The 16,849-nt window shown below is 71.1% G+C and carries 15 protein-coding genes; all 15 read left to right on the top strand.

The genetic code is table 11. The annotated features are described in order from the left end of the window. Position 1 precedes the first annotated feature (1 nt). Positions 2-1,672, top strand: a complete 1,671-nt coding sequence (locus WC326_07225) for an ABC transporter substrate-binding protein (protein MFA7330847.1) — start codon at positions 2-4, stop codon at positions 1,670-1,672. Then, complete coding sequence (locus WC326_07230) at positions 1,672-2,493, top strand: undecaprenyl-diphosphate phosphatase (GenBank protein ID MFA7330848.1); 822 nt, start codon at positions 1,672-1,674, stop codon at positions 2,491-2,493. The genes WC326_07225 and WC326_07230 overlap by 1 nt, the downstream gene beginning before the upstream one ends. Next, positions 2,493-3,257, top strand: coding sequence for a gamma-glutamyl-gamma-aminobutyrate hydrolase family protein (locus WC326_07235; protein MFA7330849.1), 765 nt, complete (start codon positions 2,493-2,495; stop codon positions 3,255-3,257). Before WC326_07230 ends, WC326_07235 begins: the two co-directional genes overlap by 1 nt. After that, positions 3,254-4,300 (top strand): DNA polymerase III subunit delta, encoded by a 1,047-nt coding sequence (gene holA, locus WC326_07240; GenBank protein MFA7330850.1) that lies wholly within the window; start codon positions 3,254-3,256, stop codon positions 4,298-4,300. Before WC326_07235 ends, holA begins: the two co-directional genes overlap by 4 nt. Next, on the top strand, positions 4,285-4,884 hold the full coding sequence (locus WC326_07245; GenBank protein ID MFA7330851.1) for a sigma-70 family RNA polymerase sigma factor: 600 nt from the start codon (positions 4,285-4,287) through the stop codon (positions 4,882-4,884). The genes holA and WC326_07245 overlap by 16 nt, the downstream gene beginning before the upstream one ends. Further along, on the top strand, positions 4,881-5,501 hold the full coding sequence (locus WC326_07250) for a hypothetical protein (GenBank protein ID MFA7330852.1): 621 nt from the start codon (positions 4,881-4,883) through the stop codon (positions 5,499-5,501). Before WC326_07245 ends, WC326_07250 begins: the two co-directional genes overlap by 4 nt. 125 nt (positions 5,502-5,626) lie before the next feature. After that, positions 5,627-6,343, top strand: a complete 717-nt coding sequence (locus WC326_07255; protein ID MFA7330853.1) for a sugar phosphate nucleotidyltransferase — start codon at positions 5,627-5,629, stop codon at positions 6,341-6,343. Further along, on the top strand, positions 6,340-7,641 hold the full coding sequence (locus WC326_07260) for a UDP-glucose/GDP-mannose dehydrogenase family protein (protein ID MFA7330854.1): 1,302 nt from the start codon (positions 6,340-6,342) through the stop codon (positions 7,639-7,641). The genes WC326_07255 and WC326_07260 overlap by 4 nt, the downstream gene beginning before the upstream one ends. 71 nt (positions 7,642-7,712) lie before the next feature. Further along, positions 7,713-8,645, top strand: coding sequence for a UDP-glucuronic acid decarboxylase family protein (locus tag WC326_07265; GenBank protein ID MFA7330855.1), 933 nt, complete (start codon positions 7,713-7,715; stop codon positions 8,643-8,645). A gap of 16 nt (positions 8,646-8,661) precedes the next feature. Continuing rightward, complete coding sequence (locus WC326_07270) at positions 8,662-10,311, top strand: Ig-like domain-containing protein (protein MFA7330856.1); 1,650 nt, start codon at positions 8,662-8,664, stop codon at positions 10,309-10,311. Further along, entirely contained in the window at positions 10,308-11,390 is a 1,083-nt protein-coding gene (locus WC326_07275) for a mannose-1-phosphate guanylyltransferase (GenBank protein MFA7330857.1), read from the top strand. Before WC326_07270 ends, WC326_07275 begins: the two co-directional genes overlap by 4 nt. A gap of 111 nt (positions 11,391-11,501) precedes the next feature. Next, positions 11,502-11,801 (top strand): hypothetical protein, encoded by a 300-nt coding sequence (locus WC326_07280; GenBank protein ID MFA7330858.1) that lies wholly within the window; start codon positions 11,502-11,504, stop codon positions 11,799-11,801. A gap of 37 nt (positions 11,802-11,838) precedes the next feature. Next, the gene (locus tag WC326_07285; protein ID MFA7330859.1) at positions 11,839-12,522 is read left to right on the top strand and encodes a Crp/Fnr family transcriptional regulator; all 684 of its coding nucleotides are present in this window, start codon (positions 11,839-11,841) and stop codon (positions 12,520-12,522) included. 193 nt (positions 12,523-12,715) lie between these two features. Then, a complete protein-coding gene (locus WC326_07290) occupies positions 12,716-14,572 on the top strand; it encodes a methylmalonyl-CoA mutase family protein (GenBank protein ID MFA7330860.1) in 1,857 nt (618 codons plus the stop codon). Then, positions 14,569-16,716, top strand: a complete 2,148-nt coding sequence (gene scpA / locus WC326_07295; GenBank protein ID MFA7330861.1) for a methylmalonyl-CoA mutase — start codon at positions 14,569-14,571, stop codon at positions 16,714-16,716. The genes WC326_07290 and scpA overlap by 4 nt, the downstream gene beginning before the upstream one ends. Positions 16,717-16,849: the final 133 nt, after the last annotated feature.

A 16,849-nucleotide genomic window follows, 5' to 3' on the forward strand; every position in this document is an offset into this window, starting at 1 on the left:
CATGGCGCGCGCGTCCGCTCTGTGCCTGCCCGCTCTGTGCCTGCCCGCTCTGCGCCTGCTGCTGGGCCTGCTGCTGACTCTGGGAGTGGGGCGAGTCCCGGCCCAGGGCTTGGAGCCGGATCCGGACTGGCCCCGGGCGCTGGCCCTGGCGCTGGAAGGCGCTCCCCAGGACTCCGGGCAGGCCGCGGCCCTGCGCGGTCTGGTGGACCAGGGCCTGGCCGGGGGGACGGATCCCGGCGGCGGTTGGGCCTGTCTGGATTTGTGGCTGCGCGCGGAGTGGGAGGATGATTCCCGGTTGCCCGAGGCCCGGGCGGCCTTTCTGAAGGACTGGCCCTGCAGCCCGTGCCAGACGGCGGCGGACTGGTGGAGCGCGCGCTGGGTGCTGCGCCGGCTGGGTCCGGAGGCCGCGGCGCCGCGCCTGCTGCGGCTGGCGGCCGGCCGGCCGGAGTCCGAGTGGAGCGCGCGGGCGGCCCGGTTGCTGGACCAGTTGGCCGACGAGGCCCTGACCGACAGCGTGCGCCTGCGGCTGGAACAGACGGCGGACCGGGCCGACCGGGACTGGTGGCGCGCCCACCGGCAGAGCCGCGGGATCCGCGGCCGTCTGCTGCTGGTGGTGCCGCTGAGCGGCCCGGACGCGGCCGTGGGCCAGGCGCTCAAACTGGGCGTGGAAGGCGCGCTGGAGCAGGCCCGGGCGGCGGGCTCGCCCTGCGAGCTGGTGGTCTGGGACTGTCAGTCCGACCCTCTGTTGACGCGCGAGCAGCTGACACTGTGCGCGGCGCAGGCGGCGGACGCCGTGCTGCTGCCGGGCCTGCCCGGCTATCTGGCCGCCACCACGGGGCTGGAGTTGGCCGTCCCTGTGCTGGCCCTGGGCTATGAGGGTCCGGCCCCCGCCAGCCTCAACCGGCGCCTGCTGCACTTCGGGCTGGATCCCGCCAGCGTCGGCGCCCTGGCCGCGGAGTTGGCCCGGGACAGCCTGCGGGCCGGCCAGGTGGGCACGCTGGGACCGGCCACCCGGGCCTCCATGCGCCTGGTGGACGGCTTCGAGGGCTGGCTGAACGGCCGCGCGCCCGCCCCGGAGCTGGGACAGAAGCAGTGGTACTTCTTCGGGGCGCGCCATCTGGAGCGGCAACTGGAGAACCTGCTGCTCTTCCAGGGCGGCTCGGGCGCCCCGGGAGTCTGGCTGGTGCTGGGCAGCCCGCGCGAGGGTCCGGCCCTGGCGGAGGCGCTGGCCGCCGCGCCGGCCGGCGTGCACGTCGTGGGCGACACGGGCCTGCTGGAGGCGCTGGGGAACCGGGTGCCGGCCAGTCTGGCGGGCCGCCTGCTGATCCTGACGGACTGGCTGCCCGCGGAGGTGGCGGACCTGGCCGGGCCCGCGGGGACGGCCGGTTGGCAGGCCTTCCGCAGCCAGGTCCAGGCCCGGCAGGGTCGCGGCCCCAACACGCTGGAGAGCCGCTCCTACGAGTCGGTGCGCCTCTTGCTCTTGGCCGCCGAACGGGCCCGGCGCAGCGGGCGCGGACTGGAGCGCGAACTGGGCGAATTGCGCGAGCCCAGCCTGTTCGCCGGTTCGCTGAAACTGGGGGCGGCCCAGGCGGAGGGTCCGCTCCTGTTGGGTTGGACGGGTCGTGAATATCGGGTGCTGGGCCGTCGCACCCTGGCGGAAAGGACGCGTTGATGCTGGAAGCGATTCTCCTGGGCATCCTGCAGGGGCTGACCGAGTTCCTGCCCATCTCCAGCTCCGGGCACCTGGTGCTGGGGGAACATGCCCTGGGACTGTTCAGCGATGGACATGCCAACATCCTGTTCGAGGTCCTGCTGCACCTGGGCACCCTGCTGGCCGTGCTGGTGGCTTACCGCGCCGACCTGGCCGAGCTGATCGCCGCCCTGGTTCCGGCCTGGGCCCGGCGCCTGCCGCCGGCCGAACTCGCGCGCCGCCGCCGCCTGATCCTGGCCATCCTGCTGGCCAGCATTCCGGCGGGCGTGATCGGCCTGACGCTGAAGGACCCCATCACCGCCCTGTTCGGCGACCCGCATCTGGTGGCCCTGTTGCTGCTGGGCACGGCGGCGATCCTCTTCGTCGGGGACCGCCTGCGGCGCGGCGACCGCCTGCCCGAGGACAACGGCCCCTGGCGCTCGCTGGCCATCGGCCTGGCCCAGGCCCTGGCCATCCTGCCGGGGATCAGCCGCTCGGGCTCCACCATTGTGGCGGGCCTGGCCGTGGGCCTGCGCCCGGTGGAAGCGGCGCGCTTCTCCTTCCTGATCATGATTCCCGCGGTTTCCGGCGCGGCCTTTCTCGAGGCCCTGGATCTGCTGGGTGCGGGCAGCGGGCCGGAACTGCCTCTGGGTGCGCTGCTGGCCGGCTTCCTGAGTTCCGCCGTGGTGGGCTACCTGGCCCTGCAGTGGCTGCTGATCGCCATCCGGCGCCGCAGCCTGACCCTGTTCGCCTGCTACTGCGTGCTGCTGAGCGTGGTCGCCCTGCTGTTTGGAAATCTCTGATGCGGCCGGTGATCGCCGTCAGTCTGGAGCGCAGCTCCGATCCCGCTCGCCAGCGTCCCTGGCGCACGGGTCACCGACTGGACTACCTGTTGACCACCTATTGCGAGTTGCTGGAGTCCGCCGGCCTGCAGCCGCTGCTGGTGCCGGTGGGAGCGGATCCTGCCCGGGCCGGGGACCTGCTGGGACGAGTGGACGGCCTGCTGCTCTCAGGGGGCAGCGACCTGGATCCGGGCCTGTGGGGCGAGGCGGAGCTGGAGCCCGGCGGCTTGGTCCTGCCGCTGACGGAGGACGAGTTCGCCCGCAGCCGCTGGGAAGACGCGCTGGTGAAGCAGGCCTTGGCGGCCCGGCTGCCCCTGTTCGGCATCTGCCGCGGCATGCAGCAGCTGAACGTCAGCCTGGGCGGCAGCCTGTGGCAGGATCTGGAGCGCCAGGCGGGCCGACCCGGACATCCCGGCTGCGAGGATCCCTTTCAACTGATCCACTGCGTGCAGGGCGTCCTGCCGGGCGACGAGCTGAGCCGCCGCCTGGACGGGGCGCGGGTCACCAGCACGCACCACCAGGGCTTGCGCCGAGTGGCCGAGGGACTGGAGATCCTGGCCACGGCCGCGGGCGAGCCCGAGGTGGTGGAGGCCGTGCGCCTGCGGGGCGCGTCCTTCGCCCTGGGCGTCCAGTGGCACCCGGAGCGCATGCCCCAGGCGCCCAGCACCCAGGCCCTGCTCGAGGCCTTCCTGGACGCCGTGGAACGCCGGCGGAGTCGCCCGTGAGCGCCGCCCGGACCGCCAGCGCGCCGCGCAAGCCGGCCGCCAAGCGCCGGCTGCCCAGCCCGGCCGAACTGGCCGCGGGGCCGCTGCCGCCCGTGGTCCTGCTCTGCGGGGAAGAGGAGTTCCTGTTGGAGGAGGCCTTCCAGCTCTTCTGGGAACACACCACGGTTCCGGCCATGGCCGACTTCAACCGCGACCTGTTCCAGGCCGACGAGGTGAAGCGCGAGGAGCTCTTCGCCCAAGCCGCCTCCTTTCCCATGATGGCCGAGCGCCGGCTGGTGGTGCTGCGGCGCTGTGAGAAGGCACCCGCCGCCCTGTTGACGGATCTGGCCACGTATCTGGAGCGGCCTTCGCCCTCCACCTGCCTGCTGCTGCTGGCCGCCAGCGTGGACAAGCGCCGCAAGGTCTGGCAGCGGGTCCAGGAACTGGGCGACGTCTACGAATTCAACCCCTTGAGCCCGGATCAGCTGGCCGCCTGGCTGGAAGATGCCTGCACGCGGGCCGGCTGCACGCTGCCCGCCCCCCAGGCCCAGCAACTGGCGGAACAGCTGGGGCCCACACCCCTGCGCATGGCCGGCCAGGAGGTGGAGAAGCTCTGCCTGCTGGCGGGCTCCGGCGCCACCATCAGCGAGGCGGACCTGGCCACGGCCCTGGGCATGGAGCCCGACGCTAATCCCTTCAAGCTGCTGGACGCGATCTACGAGGGTCGGACGGGCGCGGCCCTGGCCATCCTGCAAAGCCTGCTGCACCAGCCGGAGAGCGCCTACACGCTGGTGCCCCTCTTGGGCAAGAGCCTGGGCCGCACCTGGTTCATGCGCCAGCTGCGCGACCAGAAACTGGGGGAGGGGGAGATCGGCGAGCGCCTGGGCCAGAAGGACTGGCTGGTGCGCCGCAGCCTGGAGCAGACGCGGAATTGGACCCTGCCCCGGGTGGAGGAGGCCTTGCGCCTGATCCTCGAGGCGGACCTGGGGCTGAAGGGCGAAAGCGCGCTGCCGCCGGCGCAGATTCTATTCCAGTTGGTGGTCCGCTTATGCAGAACCCAGTGAATCCGCTGGCCCCGTTGACGGACGAGGAGGTCATGCTCCGCTTCCAGGAGGAGGACCCGCTGGCCTTCGACGAGCTGGTGCGCCGCTACAAGGACCGGCTCTACACCTTCATCCAGCAGATGGTGCGCAACCCGCCGCTGGCCCAGGACATCCTGCAGGAGAGCTTCATCCGCCTGTGGCGCCACAAGATGAAGTACCGCAACATCGCGCGCTTCTCCACCTGGTTGTTCACCATCGCCGCCAACCTGGTGCGCTCGGAGATGCGCCGGCAGGCCCGCGAGCCGCGCGTGGACCTGGAGCCGCGCGATCCCTCCGAACGGGCCATCGAGCTGCCCCATCCCGGTCCTTCCGTGGATGCCCAGGTCCACCGCAACATGACCGTGGAAAAAGTGCGGGCCGCCATCGACCAGCTGCCGGACGAATTCCGGGAAGTCATTCTGCTGCGCGAGATTGAGGAACTTTCCTACGAGGAAATCGTTGAGATGCTCCATGTGCCCCTGGGCACCGTGAAAAGCCGGATCAACCGCGCCCGCGGCCGGCTGCAAACCCTGTTGTCCCAGCAGATCAAGGACGAGCGCCCATGATTCCTTGCCAGACGGTTTCGAACGAAGCGTGGGACTGGCTCCTGCAAGCTTCCGCGCATCCCCTGGACGCCGAGCTGCGCGACCACCTGGCCGGGTGCGCCGCCTGCAGCCTGCAGGTCGAGGAGATCGGCCGGCTGCGTGCCGGGCTGGGCTCCCTGGCGGAGGTGGCGCCGACGGGCTTCGAGGGATCCTTGCAGCAGCGCCTGGAGCACCTGCGGACGACGGGCGTGGATCCCCAGGCCGGCCGCTTCGAGGAGGATCCCTTCCTGGCCGAGGCCGCCCCGCCGGAGGCCCTGCTGGTGGAGCGCCGGTCGCCGCTCTGGTGGCGGCCGCTGGCCCTGGTGGCCACGGGCGCCGCGGCCGTGCTGGTGCTGGGCCTGGTGACCCGCTGGTCGGGCCAGTCCCCCGCCGGCCTGCCGGTGGAAAGTGCGGCCCGCTTGGCGGAACCGACACCCGTGGTGGACTCGCTGCTCGCGCCCGGTGTCGATCCGGCAGCGGACCCGGCCCAAACGGGCCTGCTGGCCGAACGGCCCTACGACGAGCCGGATTCCAGCCGGGACGCCGCGCGTCGCCCGGAGGCCCGCGAGAAGCTGACCCCGGTCACCGTCACCCCTTGAGGAGCGAGGTCGGTTCTTTACCTTCCCACCGGCGACCGTAGCGGACTGCGGCGCGTGCCGCGGCGGACCCGCGGGATCCCGGCCCGGTCAAGCTGTGGCAGCGGGCTGCCAGTTGGAAGGACATCATGAAGGGCATCCTCCTGGCAGGCGGCACGGGCTCCCGGCTGCATCCCCTGACCAAGGTCACCAACAAGCACCTGCTCCCCGTGGGTCGCGAGCCCATGATCCACCATCCCCTCAAAAAGCTGCTCGAGCTGGGCATCCAGGACATCCTGGTGGTCACCGGCCTGGAACACATGGGCGAGGTGGTCAACCTGCTGGGTTCCGGCCGGGCCTTCGGCTGCCGGATCACCTACCGCGTGCAGGACGAGGCCGGCGGCATCGCCCAGGCATTGGGCCTGGCGGAGGGCTTCGTGGGCGAGGACCCCATGCTCGTGCTGCTGGGCGACAACATCTTCCAGTCCAGTCTGCACGAAGCCCAGCGCCGCTTCCTGGAGTCCGGCGCGGAGGCCCTGGTGCTGGTGAAGGACGTGCCGGACCCCGGCCGCTACGGCGTGGCCGATGTGCGGGACGGCGTGGTGCGGGGAATCGAAGAGAAGCCCGCCCATCCGCGCAGTAGCTTCGCCGTGACCGGCATCTATTTCTATTCCCCGGGAGTCTTCCACATCATCCGCACCCTCAAGCCCTCGGGTCGGGGCGAGCTGGAAATCACCGACGTGAACAACGAATACATCCGCCGGGGCACGCTGCAGAGCGCGGTCCTGGACGGCTGGTGGACGGATGCCGGCACTTTCGAGTCGCTGGCCCTGGCGAATCAACTGATCAGTGGAGTCACCGCATGAAGCTCACCGTCATTGGAACGGGATACGTGGGACTGGTCGCCGGCGTGTGCTTTGCCGAGACCGGCAACGAAGTGGTCTGCGTGGATGTGGACCAGCGCAAGATCGACATGCTCAACCGGGGCGAACTGCCGATTTACGAGCCCGGCCTGAAGGAACTGCTGGACCGCGTGGTCAAGCTGGGCCGGCTGTCCTTCACCACGGAGACGGGCCCGGCCGTGGCCAAGTCCCAGGTGGTGTTCATCGCCGTGGGCACGCCGCCGGACGAGGACGGCAGCGCGGACCTGCAGCACGTGCTGGCCGCCGCCCGCCAGGTGGGCGCCGCCCTCACCGGCTACACGGTGGTGGTGGACAAATCCACGGTGCCCGTGGGCACGGCGGACAAGGTGCGCGAGGCCATCCGCGCCGTGGCCCAGCACGAGTTCGACGTGGTCTCCAACCCCGAGTTCCTCAAGGAAGGCGCGGCGATCAACGACTTCCTCAAGCCGGACCGCGTGGTGGTGGGCGCCGACAGCGAGCGCGCCCGGGAGATCATGCTCGAACTCTACGGGCCCTTCGTGCGCTCGGGCCACCCGATCATCACCATGGACGTGCGCAGCGCCGAACTGACCAAGTACGCGGCCAATTCCATGCTGGCCACCAAGATCTCCTTCATGAACGAGATCGCCCGGATCTGCGACCTGGTGGGCGCCAACGTGGAAAACGTGCGGATGGGCATCGGCAGCGACACGCGCATCGGCTCGCAGTTCCTCTATTCCGGCGTGGGCTACGGCGGCAGCTGCTTCCCCAAGGACGTCAAGGCGATCATCCACACCGCCGCAGACTACGGCTACGATTTCCGCATCCTGAAGGCCGTCGAGGAGGTGAACGCCCTGCAGAAGCGCCTGCTGGTGGAGCGCGTGCGGGCGCGCTTCGGCGACGACCTCACGGGCCGGGTGTTCGCCCTCTGGGGCCTGGCCTTCAAGCCGCGCACGGACGACATGCGCGAGGCGCCCGCCCTGGAGATCATCGAGGGGCTGCTGGCGCTGGGCGCGCGCTTCCAGGTCTTCGACCCGGAGGCCATGCACGAGGCCCGGCGCCGGCTGGGCGACAAGGTGAGCTACGCAGCGGACGACTACGAGGCCCTGCGCGACGCCGACGCCCTGCTGGTGGCCACCGAGTGGTCGGACTTCCGCGAACCCGACTTCGAGCGGATGAAGACCCTGCTCAAGACGCCGATCATTTTCGACGGCCGCAACATCTACCGGCCCGAGAAGCTGCGCAAGCTGGGCTTCGAGTACCAGTCCATCGGCCGGCCGTAGCCCACACGGATTTAGTCTACCCGGCCCCGTCGTCTTCCGGCGGCGGGGCTTGTCCTTCACTCGGGAGTTCCATGCGTACCCTAGTAACCGGCGGGGCCGGCTTCATCGGCAGTCACCTGTGCCGCCGCCTGCTGCGCGAAGGGCACGAGGTCATCTGCCTGGACAACCTGTTCACGGGCTCCAAGGCCAACGTGGAAGAGCTGCTGGACGACCGCAACTTCGAGTTCGTCCGCCACGACATCACCGAGCCCCTGCTGCTTGAGGTGGACTGGATCTTCAACCTGGCCTGCCCGGCCTCGCCCATCCACTACCAGTTCAACCCGGTCAAGACGGTGAAGACCAGCGTGATGGGGGCCATCAACATGCTGGGCCTGGCCAAGCGCGTGCGGGCCCGGATCCTCCACACCTCCACCAGCGAGGTCTACGGCGACCCGGCTGTGCATCCCCAGCCGGAGAGCTACTGGGGCAACGTCAACCCCATCGGCCCGCGCTCCTGCTACGACGAGGGCAAGCGCGTGGCCGAGACCCTGATGTTCGACTACCACCGCCAGAACGGCGTGGACGTGCGGGTGATCCGCATTTTCAACACCTACGGGCCGCGGATGGCCCAGAACGACGGGCGCGTGGTCTCCAACTTCATCCTGCAGGCGCTGCGCGGGGAGCCGATCACGCTCTACGGCAGCGGCAGCCAGACCCGCAGTTTCCAATACGTGGACGATCTGCTGGAGGGCATGCTGCGCATGATGCGCCAGGACGGCTTCATCGGGCCGGTCAACCTGGGCAACCCGGAGGAGTTCACCATCCGCGAACTGGCCGAGCAGGTGATCCAGCTGACGGGCAGCACGTCCACTCTGGTCGAACTGCCCCTGCCCCAGGACGACCCCAAACTGCGGCGGCCGGACATCACGCTGGCCCGGGAGAAGCTGGGCTGGGAGCCGCGCGTGCCGCTGCGCGAAGGCTTGCCCCCCACCATCGAGTGGTTTCGCCGCGTGCTGACGGCCTGATGGAGACGGCACAGGCATGATCCGGCCGACCCCAAGCGCCGGCCGCCGGGCCGCCCTCCTGCTGACAGCGGGGCTGATCCTCGGCTGCGCGCGCATCCAGCCGCCCCCCGGCGAGGCCCCCGACGCCGACGCGCCACAGGTCCGCGTCCTCAGCCCCCAACCCGGCTCCCGGGGACTGCCGGGCGATCAGCGCTTCCACCTCCTGTTCAACGAATACGTCGACCGGGCCACGGTGCGCCCGGCGCTCTCGCTCAATCCGCGCCCGGAGGGCGAACTGGAATTGGACTGGCGCGGCCGGCACCTCTGGATCCGTCCGGAGCAGCCGCTGGCTGCGGGCCGCACCTGGACCCTGGAACTGGGCACCGGTCTGCGCGACCTGGCGGGCAACCATCTGACCCGTCCCCTGCGCATCCCGTTCAGCACGGGGGAGGGGTTGGATTCGCTTTCCCTGGAACTGCGCGTGGAGGAGGCGGGCCGGGAGGGGTTGACCCAGGTCTGGCTCTGGCCGCTGGAGGAGAGCCCGCGCCGCGCCTTCGGTCGCGCGCCCTGGCGCAGCAGCCCGGACGAGCAGGGTCGCGTGCGCTTCGAAGGCCTGCCGCCCGGCCGCTGGCTGGCCCTGGCCGTGGAGGACCTGGACCGCAACGGCTGGTGGGATCCCTTAAACGAGCGCGCGGGCCTGCCCAGCCGGTCGCTGCTGGCCCCGGATTCGCTGGCCCGCCTGCCGATTCTCCTGCGCCTGACCCACGGTCTCTGGACGGACAGCCTGTCGCTGGACGGCGGCCAGTTCTTGGACCGGGAGCGCGTGGAGTTTCGCGGCTGGCTGGAGGCCCCGGCGCTGGCGGACTGGGCGGACAGCCTGCGCGATTCCCACGCCGCCGACAGCCTGCGGCTGGATCTCCTCGAACTATTGGACTCCGCCGGACGGCGGCTGCCGCTTGCCGGCCTGGCGCCACAGGAATCGGCCTGGCGCCTCTATCTGGCGGAGCCGGCGGACTCGCTGTCCCACGTGCTGCGTCTGCGTGACGGTTCGGACAGCCTGAGCCTGCGCCCGCCCGCCGGAGCCCTGAGCGAGGCGCTGGTCAACACCCAGGCCCTGACCCAGGGCTGGGGAGCGGGCCGGCTGACCCTGCGCAGCAGCCACGCCGTCTGGCCCGACGCCACCCGGGTCCGCCAGGTGGTGGAGCAGGACACGCTGGCCGTGGGCGTGCGGCGCCGGGCGGCGGACCGGCTGGAACTGGTGCCGGCCCAACCCGGCGGCCTGCTGCGCTTCGAGCGCGGCTTCCTGACGCGCGGCGCCCAGCTCTGGCCGGACTCCCTGTTCAGCCTGCCCGTGCCCGCGGCCCCGGTGGATCCGCCCCGGACGGGCGGCCTGCAGTGGAGCTGGAACCGCGCCCCGCGCGAGGTGGGCTGGCGCCTGGTGATCCGCGGGGCTGGCGGCGAGCGCGAGAGCACGGCGGGCCTGGAGCAGACGCTGGATCGCCTCCCCGTGGGCCCCGTCACCTTCGCCCTCTACCAGGACCGGGACGGCTCGGGCAGCTGGTCGCCGGGCCGCCTGGCGCCCTATCAGCCCGCCGAGCCCTGGCAGGCCCTGGCCGACACGGTGGACGTGCTGCCGGGCTGGATCCAGGGCGGAATCGTCTTTCAGTTGCCGGAGTGGATTCCATGACCTCTTCCGTCTGGGCCGTGATCATGGCGGGCGGCGTCGGCGCCCGCTTCTGGCCGCTCTCGCGGCTGGAGCGCCCCAAGCAGTTCCTCTCGGTGTTCAGCGCCGAACCCCTGCTGGCGGAGACCGTCCACCGGCTGGGCGGCCAACTGGATGCGGCGCACATCCTGGTGGTCACCAACGCGCTCCACGTGGAGCGGACCCGCGAGCTGCTGCCCGAGCTGCCGCCGGAGAATGTGATCGGCGAACCGGTGGGACGCAACACGGCGGCCTGCATCGCGCTGTCCGCCAAGCTCATCCGCGACCGGGAACCCGACTCGCGGGTCATCGTGCTGCCCGCCGACCACTTCGTGGGGGACGCCGAGGAATTCCTCTGCACCTTGGAGCGCGCCCTGCTGGCCTGCCAGGGCGGCCATCTGGTCACGCTGGGCATCGCGCCGGATCGCCCGGAGACGGGCTACGGCTACATCCAGCACGGCGAGGAGGAGCTGAGCGCCGGGGTCCACCCGGTGCGGACCTTCGCCGAGAAACCCAACCTGGCCACCGCCCTGCGCTTCCTGCGCAGCGGGGACTTCCTCTGGAACAGCGGGATCTTTGTCTGGGAGAACGACGCGCTCATCGCCGCCCTGGAGACCTGGCTGCCCGAGACCTGGGAGGCCATCGCCGCCCTGCAGGGCGCACCGGGGCAATCGGACTTCGGCGCGGAGCTGGCCGCCTGCTACGCGGGTCTGCGCCCGGTCTCCATCGACGTGGGTGTGATGGAGCCCGCCGCGCGCGTGGCCGGCAAGGTGCGGGTGATCCGCGCCAGCTTCCCCTGGAACGACGTGGGCACCTGGGCCGAAGTGCATCGCATGCTGGAGGGCGACGGCGAGGGCAACACGACCCAGGGCGAGGCGCTGTTCGTGAACAGCCGCAACTGCCACGTCCAGGCCGACCGCCGCACCGTGGTCCTGCTGGGCATGCAGGACACCATCGTGGTGGACACGCCGGACGCCCTGCTGGTCTGCCCGCTCAGCCAAGACCAGGAGATCCGCCAGGTGATCCAGCGGCTGAAAGAGGAAGGCCTTCATGAGTTGCTCTGAGCGTTGAGTTAGAACCACCTGCACGAGTTGCTCTGAGAGCACCCTGGCGGATAGCCCGCGGAGCGGCCCACCAAGCTTGGAGGCCGGCCGCGCGGGCGCTACCTTTTCCCCATGGACGCCGCCCGCAGCACCCAACGCGAAGAGGAAGAACGCCTGCTCCTGTCCCAACTGGAGGAGGCGGCCCGCGCCCTGGGCCTGCGCGTGCGCGTGGAACGCGGCAGTTTCCGCAGCGGGCGCTGCCGCTCGCGCTCCGACGAACTGATCATCCTCAATCGGCGTCTGGGGACCTTCGAACGGGCCCAGGTGCTGGCGCGCATCCTGGCGCGCGAGGATCTGGACAAGGCCTTTCTGCTGCCCGCGGTCCGGGAACGGATCCTCGAACTGGGCGGCGCGTCCGGGGACGGCGGATGAAGACACGGGCAGCCAAGCGGACCTCTGGGAGGCGGAGATGATGACGGACCCCCTGTTCCTGCGCAGCGTGATCCTCTTCGAGGACCTGGAGGACGGCGACCTGATGCGGGTGGCCGAGCGCCTGAGCGCCAAGAAGTACCGCAAGAACAACCTGATCATCTTCGAGGAGGATGAGGGGCAGGTGCTGTTCATCATCCGCAGCGGCCGGGTGAAGATCTCGCGCATCAACGTCTCGGGCGAGGAGGTGATCCTGGCCATCCTGGGCGGGGCGGACTTCTTCGGCGAGCTGTCGATCATCGACGGCGGCCCGCGCAGCGCCACGGTCACCTCGCTGGACGAGGTGGAGCTGCTCAGCCTGCGCCGCAAGGACTTCTTCGACATCCTGCACACCTATCCCTCGGTGGCCATCTCGCTGCTCAAGCTGATGGCCGGGCGGATCCGCAAGACCGACGCCCAGCTGGTCAGCCTCTCCAGCCTGGACGCCCGCGGCCGGGTGATCAACACCCTGGTCCACCTCTGCCGCGACCTGGGCCGGGACGAGGGCGCCGACATGGTGCTGACCGACCTCCCTCTGCAACGCGACCTGGCCTCCATGGCCGGCACCAGCCGGGAAACCATGTCCCGCCTGCTGGCCAAGCTGGAGAGCGAGGAGTGGCTGGAGCGCCGCGGGGCGGATCTGGTGGTCCACAACTTCGCCGACTTCAAAAAGCTCCACCCCTAAGAATCTGCCCCTCCCCGCCTAGTGGGCGCAGGCGCGTTCAAACCGGCACGCGGCTTGCCATTCCAAATCCAGCGGCGGGAGCCCGTAAAAAGGCCCTTGCCCGCCATGGAGTTCATCGCCCCTCCGGGGGCGTCCGGCGTTCCGGCTTCCCAGCTTTCGGAAGCGGGACGGCGATTTTGTCAGAGGAGCACGCATGGAGTCGACACACGCCGGGTTGCCGCAGGGCGAATTCGCCCCCGTGACCCGTCCGGTATGGGAACGCTGCGCCCAGGAGAGTCTCAAGGGCCGGCCCCTGGCCAGCCTGCGCGGCGAGAGCGAGGACGGCCTGTCGCTGGAACCCCTCTATTGGCTGGAAGACCTGGAGCGGCTGCCGCACGTCCAGCTGACGGATCCGGCCGGGCCCGAATCCGCGCGGCCCGGGGCCTGGGAAATCCGCCAGGAGTGCCTGTCCACGACCCCCGCCGAGCTGCGCGCGGAATTGCAGGAGCTGGACGCCCGCGGCCAGGCCAGCCTGCCGCTCAGCCTGGAGCGGCTGGAAGCGGCGAACGGGCCGCTGGAACCCGCCCGCCTGGCCGAGCTGCTGGAGGGCTGGGAGCCCGGTGGCGCGATCCTGCAACTGGCCTGCGGCGCCGAACCCGCCCGGGGCGCGGGCCTGCTGGCCGCCCTGCCCACCTCTGTCACCCGCCGCCTGCTCTGCGACTGGACCACGGCCGGGCTGCGCCAGGGCCGCCATCCCGCCGCCGCGGCGGGCGAGTTGGCCGCGCTCTGGCAGGATCCCGCAGCCCCCGCGGCCACCCTGCGGATCAGCGGCGTGGCCGCCCACGAGGCCGGCGCCACCTCGGCCCAGGAGCTGGCCCTCTGGTTGTCGGCCTGGACGGCGGCCGCGCGCGAGCTGGAAGCCGTGGGCGTGCCGCTGGAGACCCTGCTGGAGAAGAGCGAGCACGAGCTCTCCAGCAGCCGCGACCTCTTCGAGAGCCTCGCGCGCCTGCGGGCCGCCCGTCTGTTGGCTGCGCGCTGGCTGGAGGCCGCGGGAGTGCCGCCGGAAGGGCGGGGCATCCGTCTGGGCGCCCGGGGCTCCCTGCGCCACCAGACCCGGCGCGATCCCTGGGTCAACCTGCTGCGCGTCGCGCTGGCGGGCTTCGCCGCCGCCGCGGGAGGCGCGGACTTCCTGCACCTGCCCACGCTGGCCGAAGGATTGGGAGCCTCCGACGCCCAGGCCCGGCGGCTGGCCGCCAACGCCCAAGTGATCCTCCAGGACGAGGCCCACCTGGCCCGGGTGGCCGATCCCGCCCGGGGCAGCGCCTACGTGGAGAGTCTCACCGCGGCCCTGGCGGAACGGGCCTGGACGCTCTTCCAGGAGCTAGAGGCCGCCGGCGGCTATTGGGCCGCCCTGGCAGAGGGCCTGCCCCAGGCCTGGCTGCGCGAAGCCGGCGAGCGCCGGCAGGCCCGGCTGGCCCGCCGCCGGGAGACCCTGGTGGGCACCAGCGCCTATCCCAACCTGGGCGAGACCCTGCCCGACTGGGGCCAGCCTGGGGCGCCCGTCCCGCCGCCGCCCGCCGCCGACTTCGCCATCCCGCCCCGGCGCCGGCTGGCCGAGGAGCTGGAGGCCCTGCGCGAGCAGGGTGCGCGCCTGGCGGGGCAGGGACTGCCGCCGGTCTGGCTGGCGACCTTCGGCCCGCTCAAGCAGCACAAGGCCCGGGCGGACTTCAGCCGCGGCTTCCTGGCCGTGGCCGGGCTGCCTTGCGGCCAGGACGAGGGCCACGCCGACCCGCTGGCGGCCGCTGCTGCCGCCGCGCAGTCCGGCGCCGCGGTGGTGGTCTGCTGTTCCAGCGACGAGAGCTATCCCGAACTGGTCCCGGTCTTCGTGCCGGCCCTGCGGGAGGCGGAGCGGGCGGCCGGCCGCGCGCCGGCCCTGCTGCTGCTGGCCGGCCATCCCCCGGAGCAGCTGGACGCGCTGCGCGCCGCGGGCGTGCAGGGCTTCCTGCACCTGAAGGCCAGTCTGCCCGAAGTGTTGATCCCCGTCCTGCAGCGCCTGGAGGAGCACGCATGAGCCGCCTACCCGACTTCAGCACCACGCCCTGGCAGGTGGCCGCCGGCAGCGGCCTGGGCCGGCCGCGCAGTACGCAGGCCGCCTGGATGACGGCGGAGCAGATCGAGGTCCCCGGCCGCCACGACGCCCGCGACCTGGCGGGTCTGACCCACCTGGGTTCCACGGCCGGGCTGCCGCCCTTCCTGCGCGGACCCTATCCGACCATGTACGCCACCCAGCCCTGGACCGTCCGCCAGTACGCGGGCTTTTCCACGGCCGAGGAGAGCAACGCCTTCTACCGGCGCAACCTGGCCGCCGGGCAGAAGGGCCTGTCCATCGCCTTCGACCTGGCCACCCACCGGGGCTACGACAGCGATCATCCGCGCGTCTCCGGCGACGTGGGCAAGGCCGGCGTGGCCATCGACTCGATCCTCGACATGCGGATCCTCTTCGATCAGATCCCGCTGGACCAGATGTCCGTCTCCATGACCATGAACGGGGCCGTGCTGCCCGTGATGGCGCTCTACATCCAGGCCGCGGCCGAGCAGGGCGTGACGCCCGAGAAGCTGGCGGGGACGATCCAGAACGACATCCTCAAAGAGTTCATGGTCCGCAACACCTACATCTACCCGCCCCAGCCCAGCATGCGGATCATCGCCGACATCTTCCGCTACACGAGCCAGCGGATGCCGCGTTTCAACAGCATTTCCATCAGTGGCTACCACATGCAGGAGGCCGGCGCCACGGCGGACCTCGAGCTGGCCTACACCCTGGCCGACGGTCTGGAATACGTGCGCAGCGGCCTGGCCGCGGGGCTGGAGATCGACGCCTTCGCCCCGCGGCTCTCCTTCTTTTTCGCCATCGGCATGCACCACTTCATGGAGGTGGCCAAGCTGCGCGCCGCCCGCCTGCTCTGGGCGCGGCTGCTGAAGCCCTTCAACCCCAAAAACCCCAAGAGCCTGGCCCTGCGCACGCACTGCCAGACCAGCGGCTGGAGCCTGACCGAGCAGGATCCCTGGAACAACGTCACGCGCACGTGCCTCGAGGCGCTGGCCGCGGCGGGCGGACACACCCAGAGCCTGCACACCAACGCCCTGGACGAGGCCATCGCCCTGCCCACGGACTTCAGCGCACGGATCGCGCGCAACACGCAGCTGGTCCTGCAGGAGGAGAGCGGGCTCTGCCGGGTGGTGGATCCCTGGGGCGGGAGCTATCATGTGGAGCGCCTGACCCACGACCTGGCCGCCCGGGCCTGGAGCCTGATCCAAGAGGTGGAGGAGCTGGGCGGGATGGCCAAGGCCATCGAGAGCGGGCTGCCCAAGCTGCGCATCGAGGAGGCCGCGGCCCGGCGCCAGGCGCGGATCGATTCGGGCAAAGACGTGATCGTCGGGCTGAACTGCCTGCGCACGGAGCGCGAGGAGATGGAGATCCTCGAGGTGGACAACACGGCCGTGCGCACGGCGCAGATCGAGCGCCTGCGGCGCCTGCGGAGCGGGCGCGACCAGGCGCGCTGCCAGGCGGCCCTCAAGGCCCTCACCTGGTGCGCGGCCCATCCCGAGGAAGAGGACAACCTGCTGGAGCTGGCCGTGCAGGCCGTGGCGGCCCAGGCCAGCCTGGGCGAGATCAGCCTGGCGCTGGAGGAGGTCTACGGCCGCCACCAGGCCGTGATCCGCTCCATCAGCGGCGTGTATTCCCGGGAGGCCGAGGAGATGGAGAGCTTCCGGAGCGTGCGGGCGCGCTGCGCGACCTTCGCCGAGCAGGAGGGCCGCCAGCCGCGCATTCTGATCGTCAAGCTGGGCCAGGACGGCCACGACCGCGGCGCCAAGGTGGTGGCCACGGCCTATGCCGACATGGGTTTCGACGTGGACGTGGGCCCGCTCTTCCAGACGCCCGCCGAAGCGGCGCGCCAGGCCGTGGAGAACGACGTGCACGTGGTGGGGATGAGCAGTCTGGCCGCCGGGCACAAGACCCTCTTGCCCGAGCTGGTGGCCGAGCTGAAAGCGCTGGGGCGCGAGGACATCCTGGTGATCGTGGGCGGCGTGATCCCGCACCAGGACTACGAGTTCCTGCTGAGCCACGGCGCTGCGGCGATCTTCGGGCCGGGCACGGTGATTCCCGAGGCCGCGCTGAGCATCCTTGATTTGCTTGAGCAGCGGCGGGCTTGAGGGGGGGGGGGGAACCCCCCCAAGGGGCCGGGGGAACAGAAGTTTTTGGGGGGGTGGGGACATTGGTTTTAAAAAGGGGGTGGGAGGGGGGAGGGGGGGGGGGGGGGGGAGGGGGGCCGGAATTCAACCCAAC

The sequence above is a fragment of the Candidatus Delongbacteria bacterium genome, assembly GCA_041675285.1.
Taxonomy (GTDB): domain Bacteria; phylum CAIWAD01; class CAIWAD01; order CAIWAD01; family CAIWAD01; genus CAIWAD01.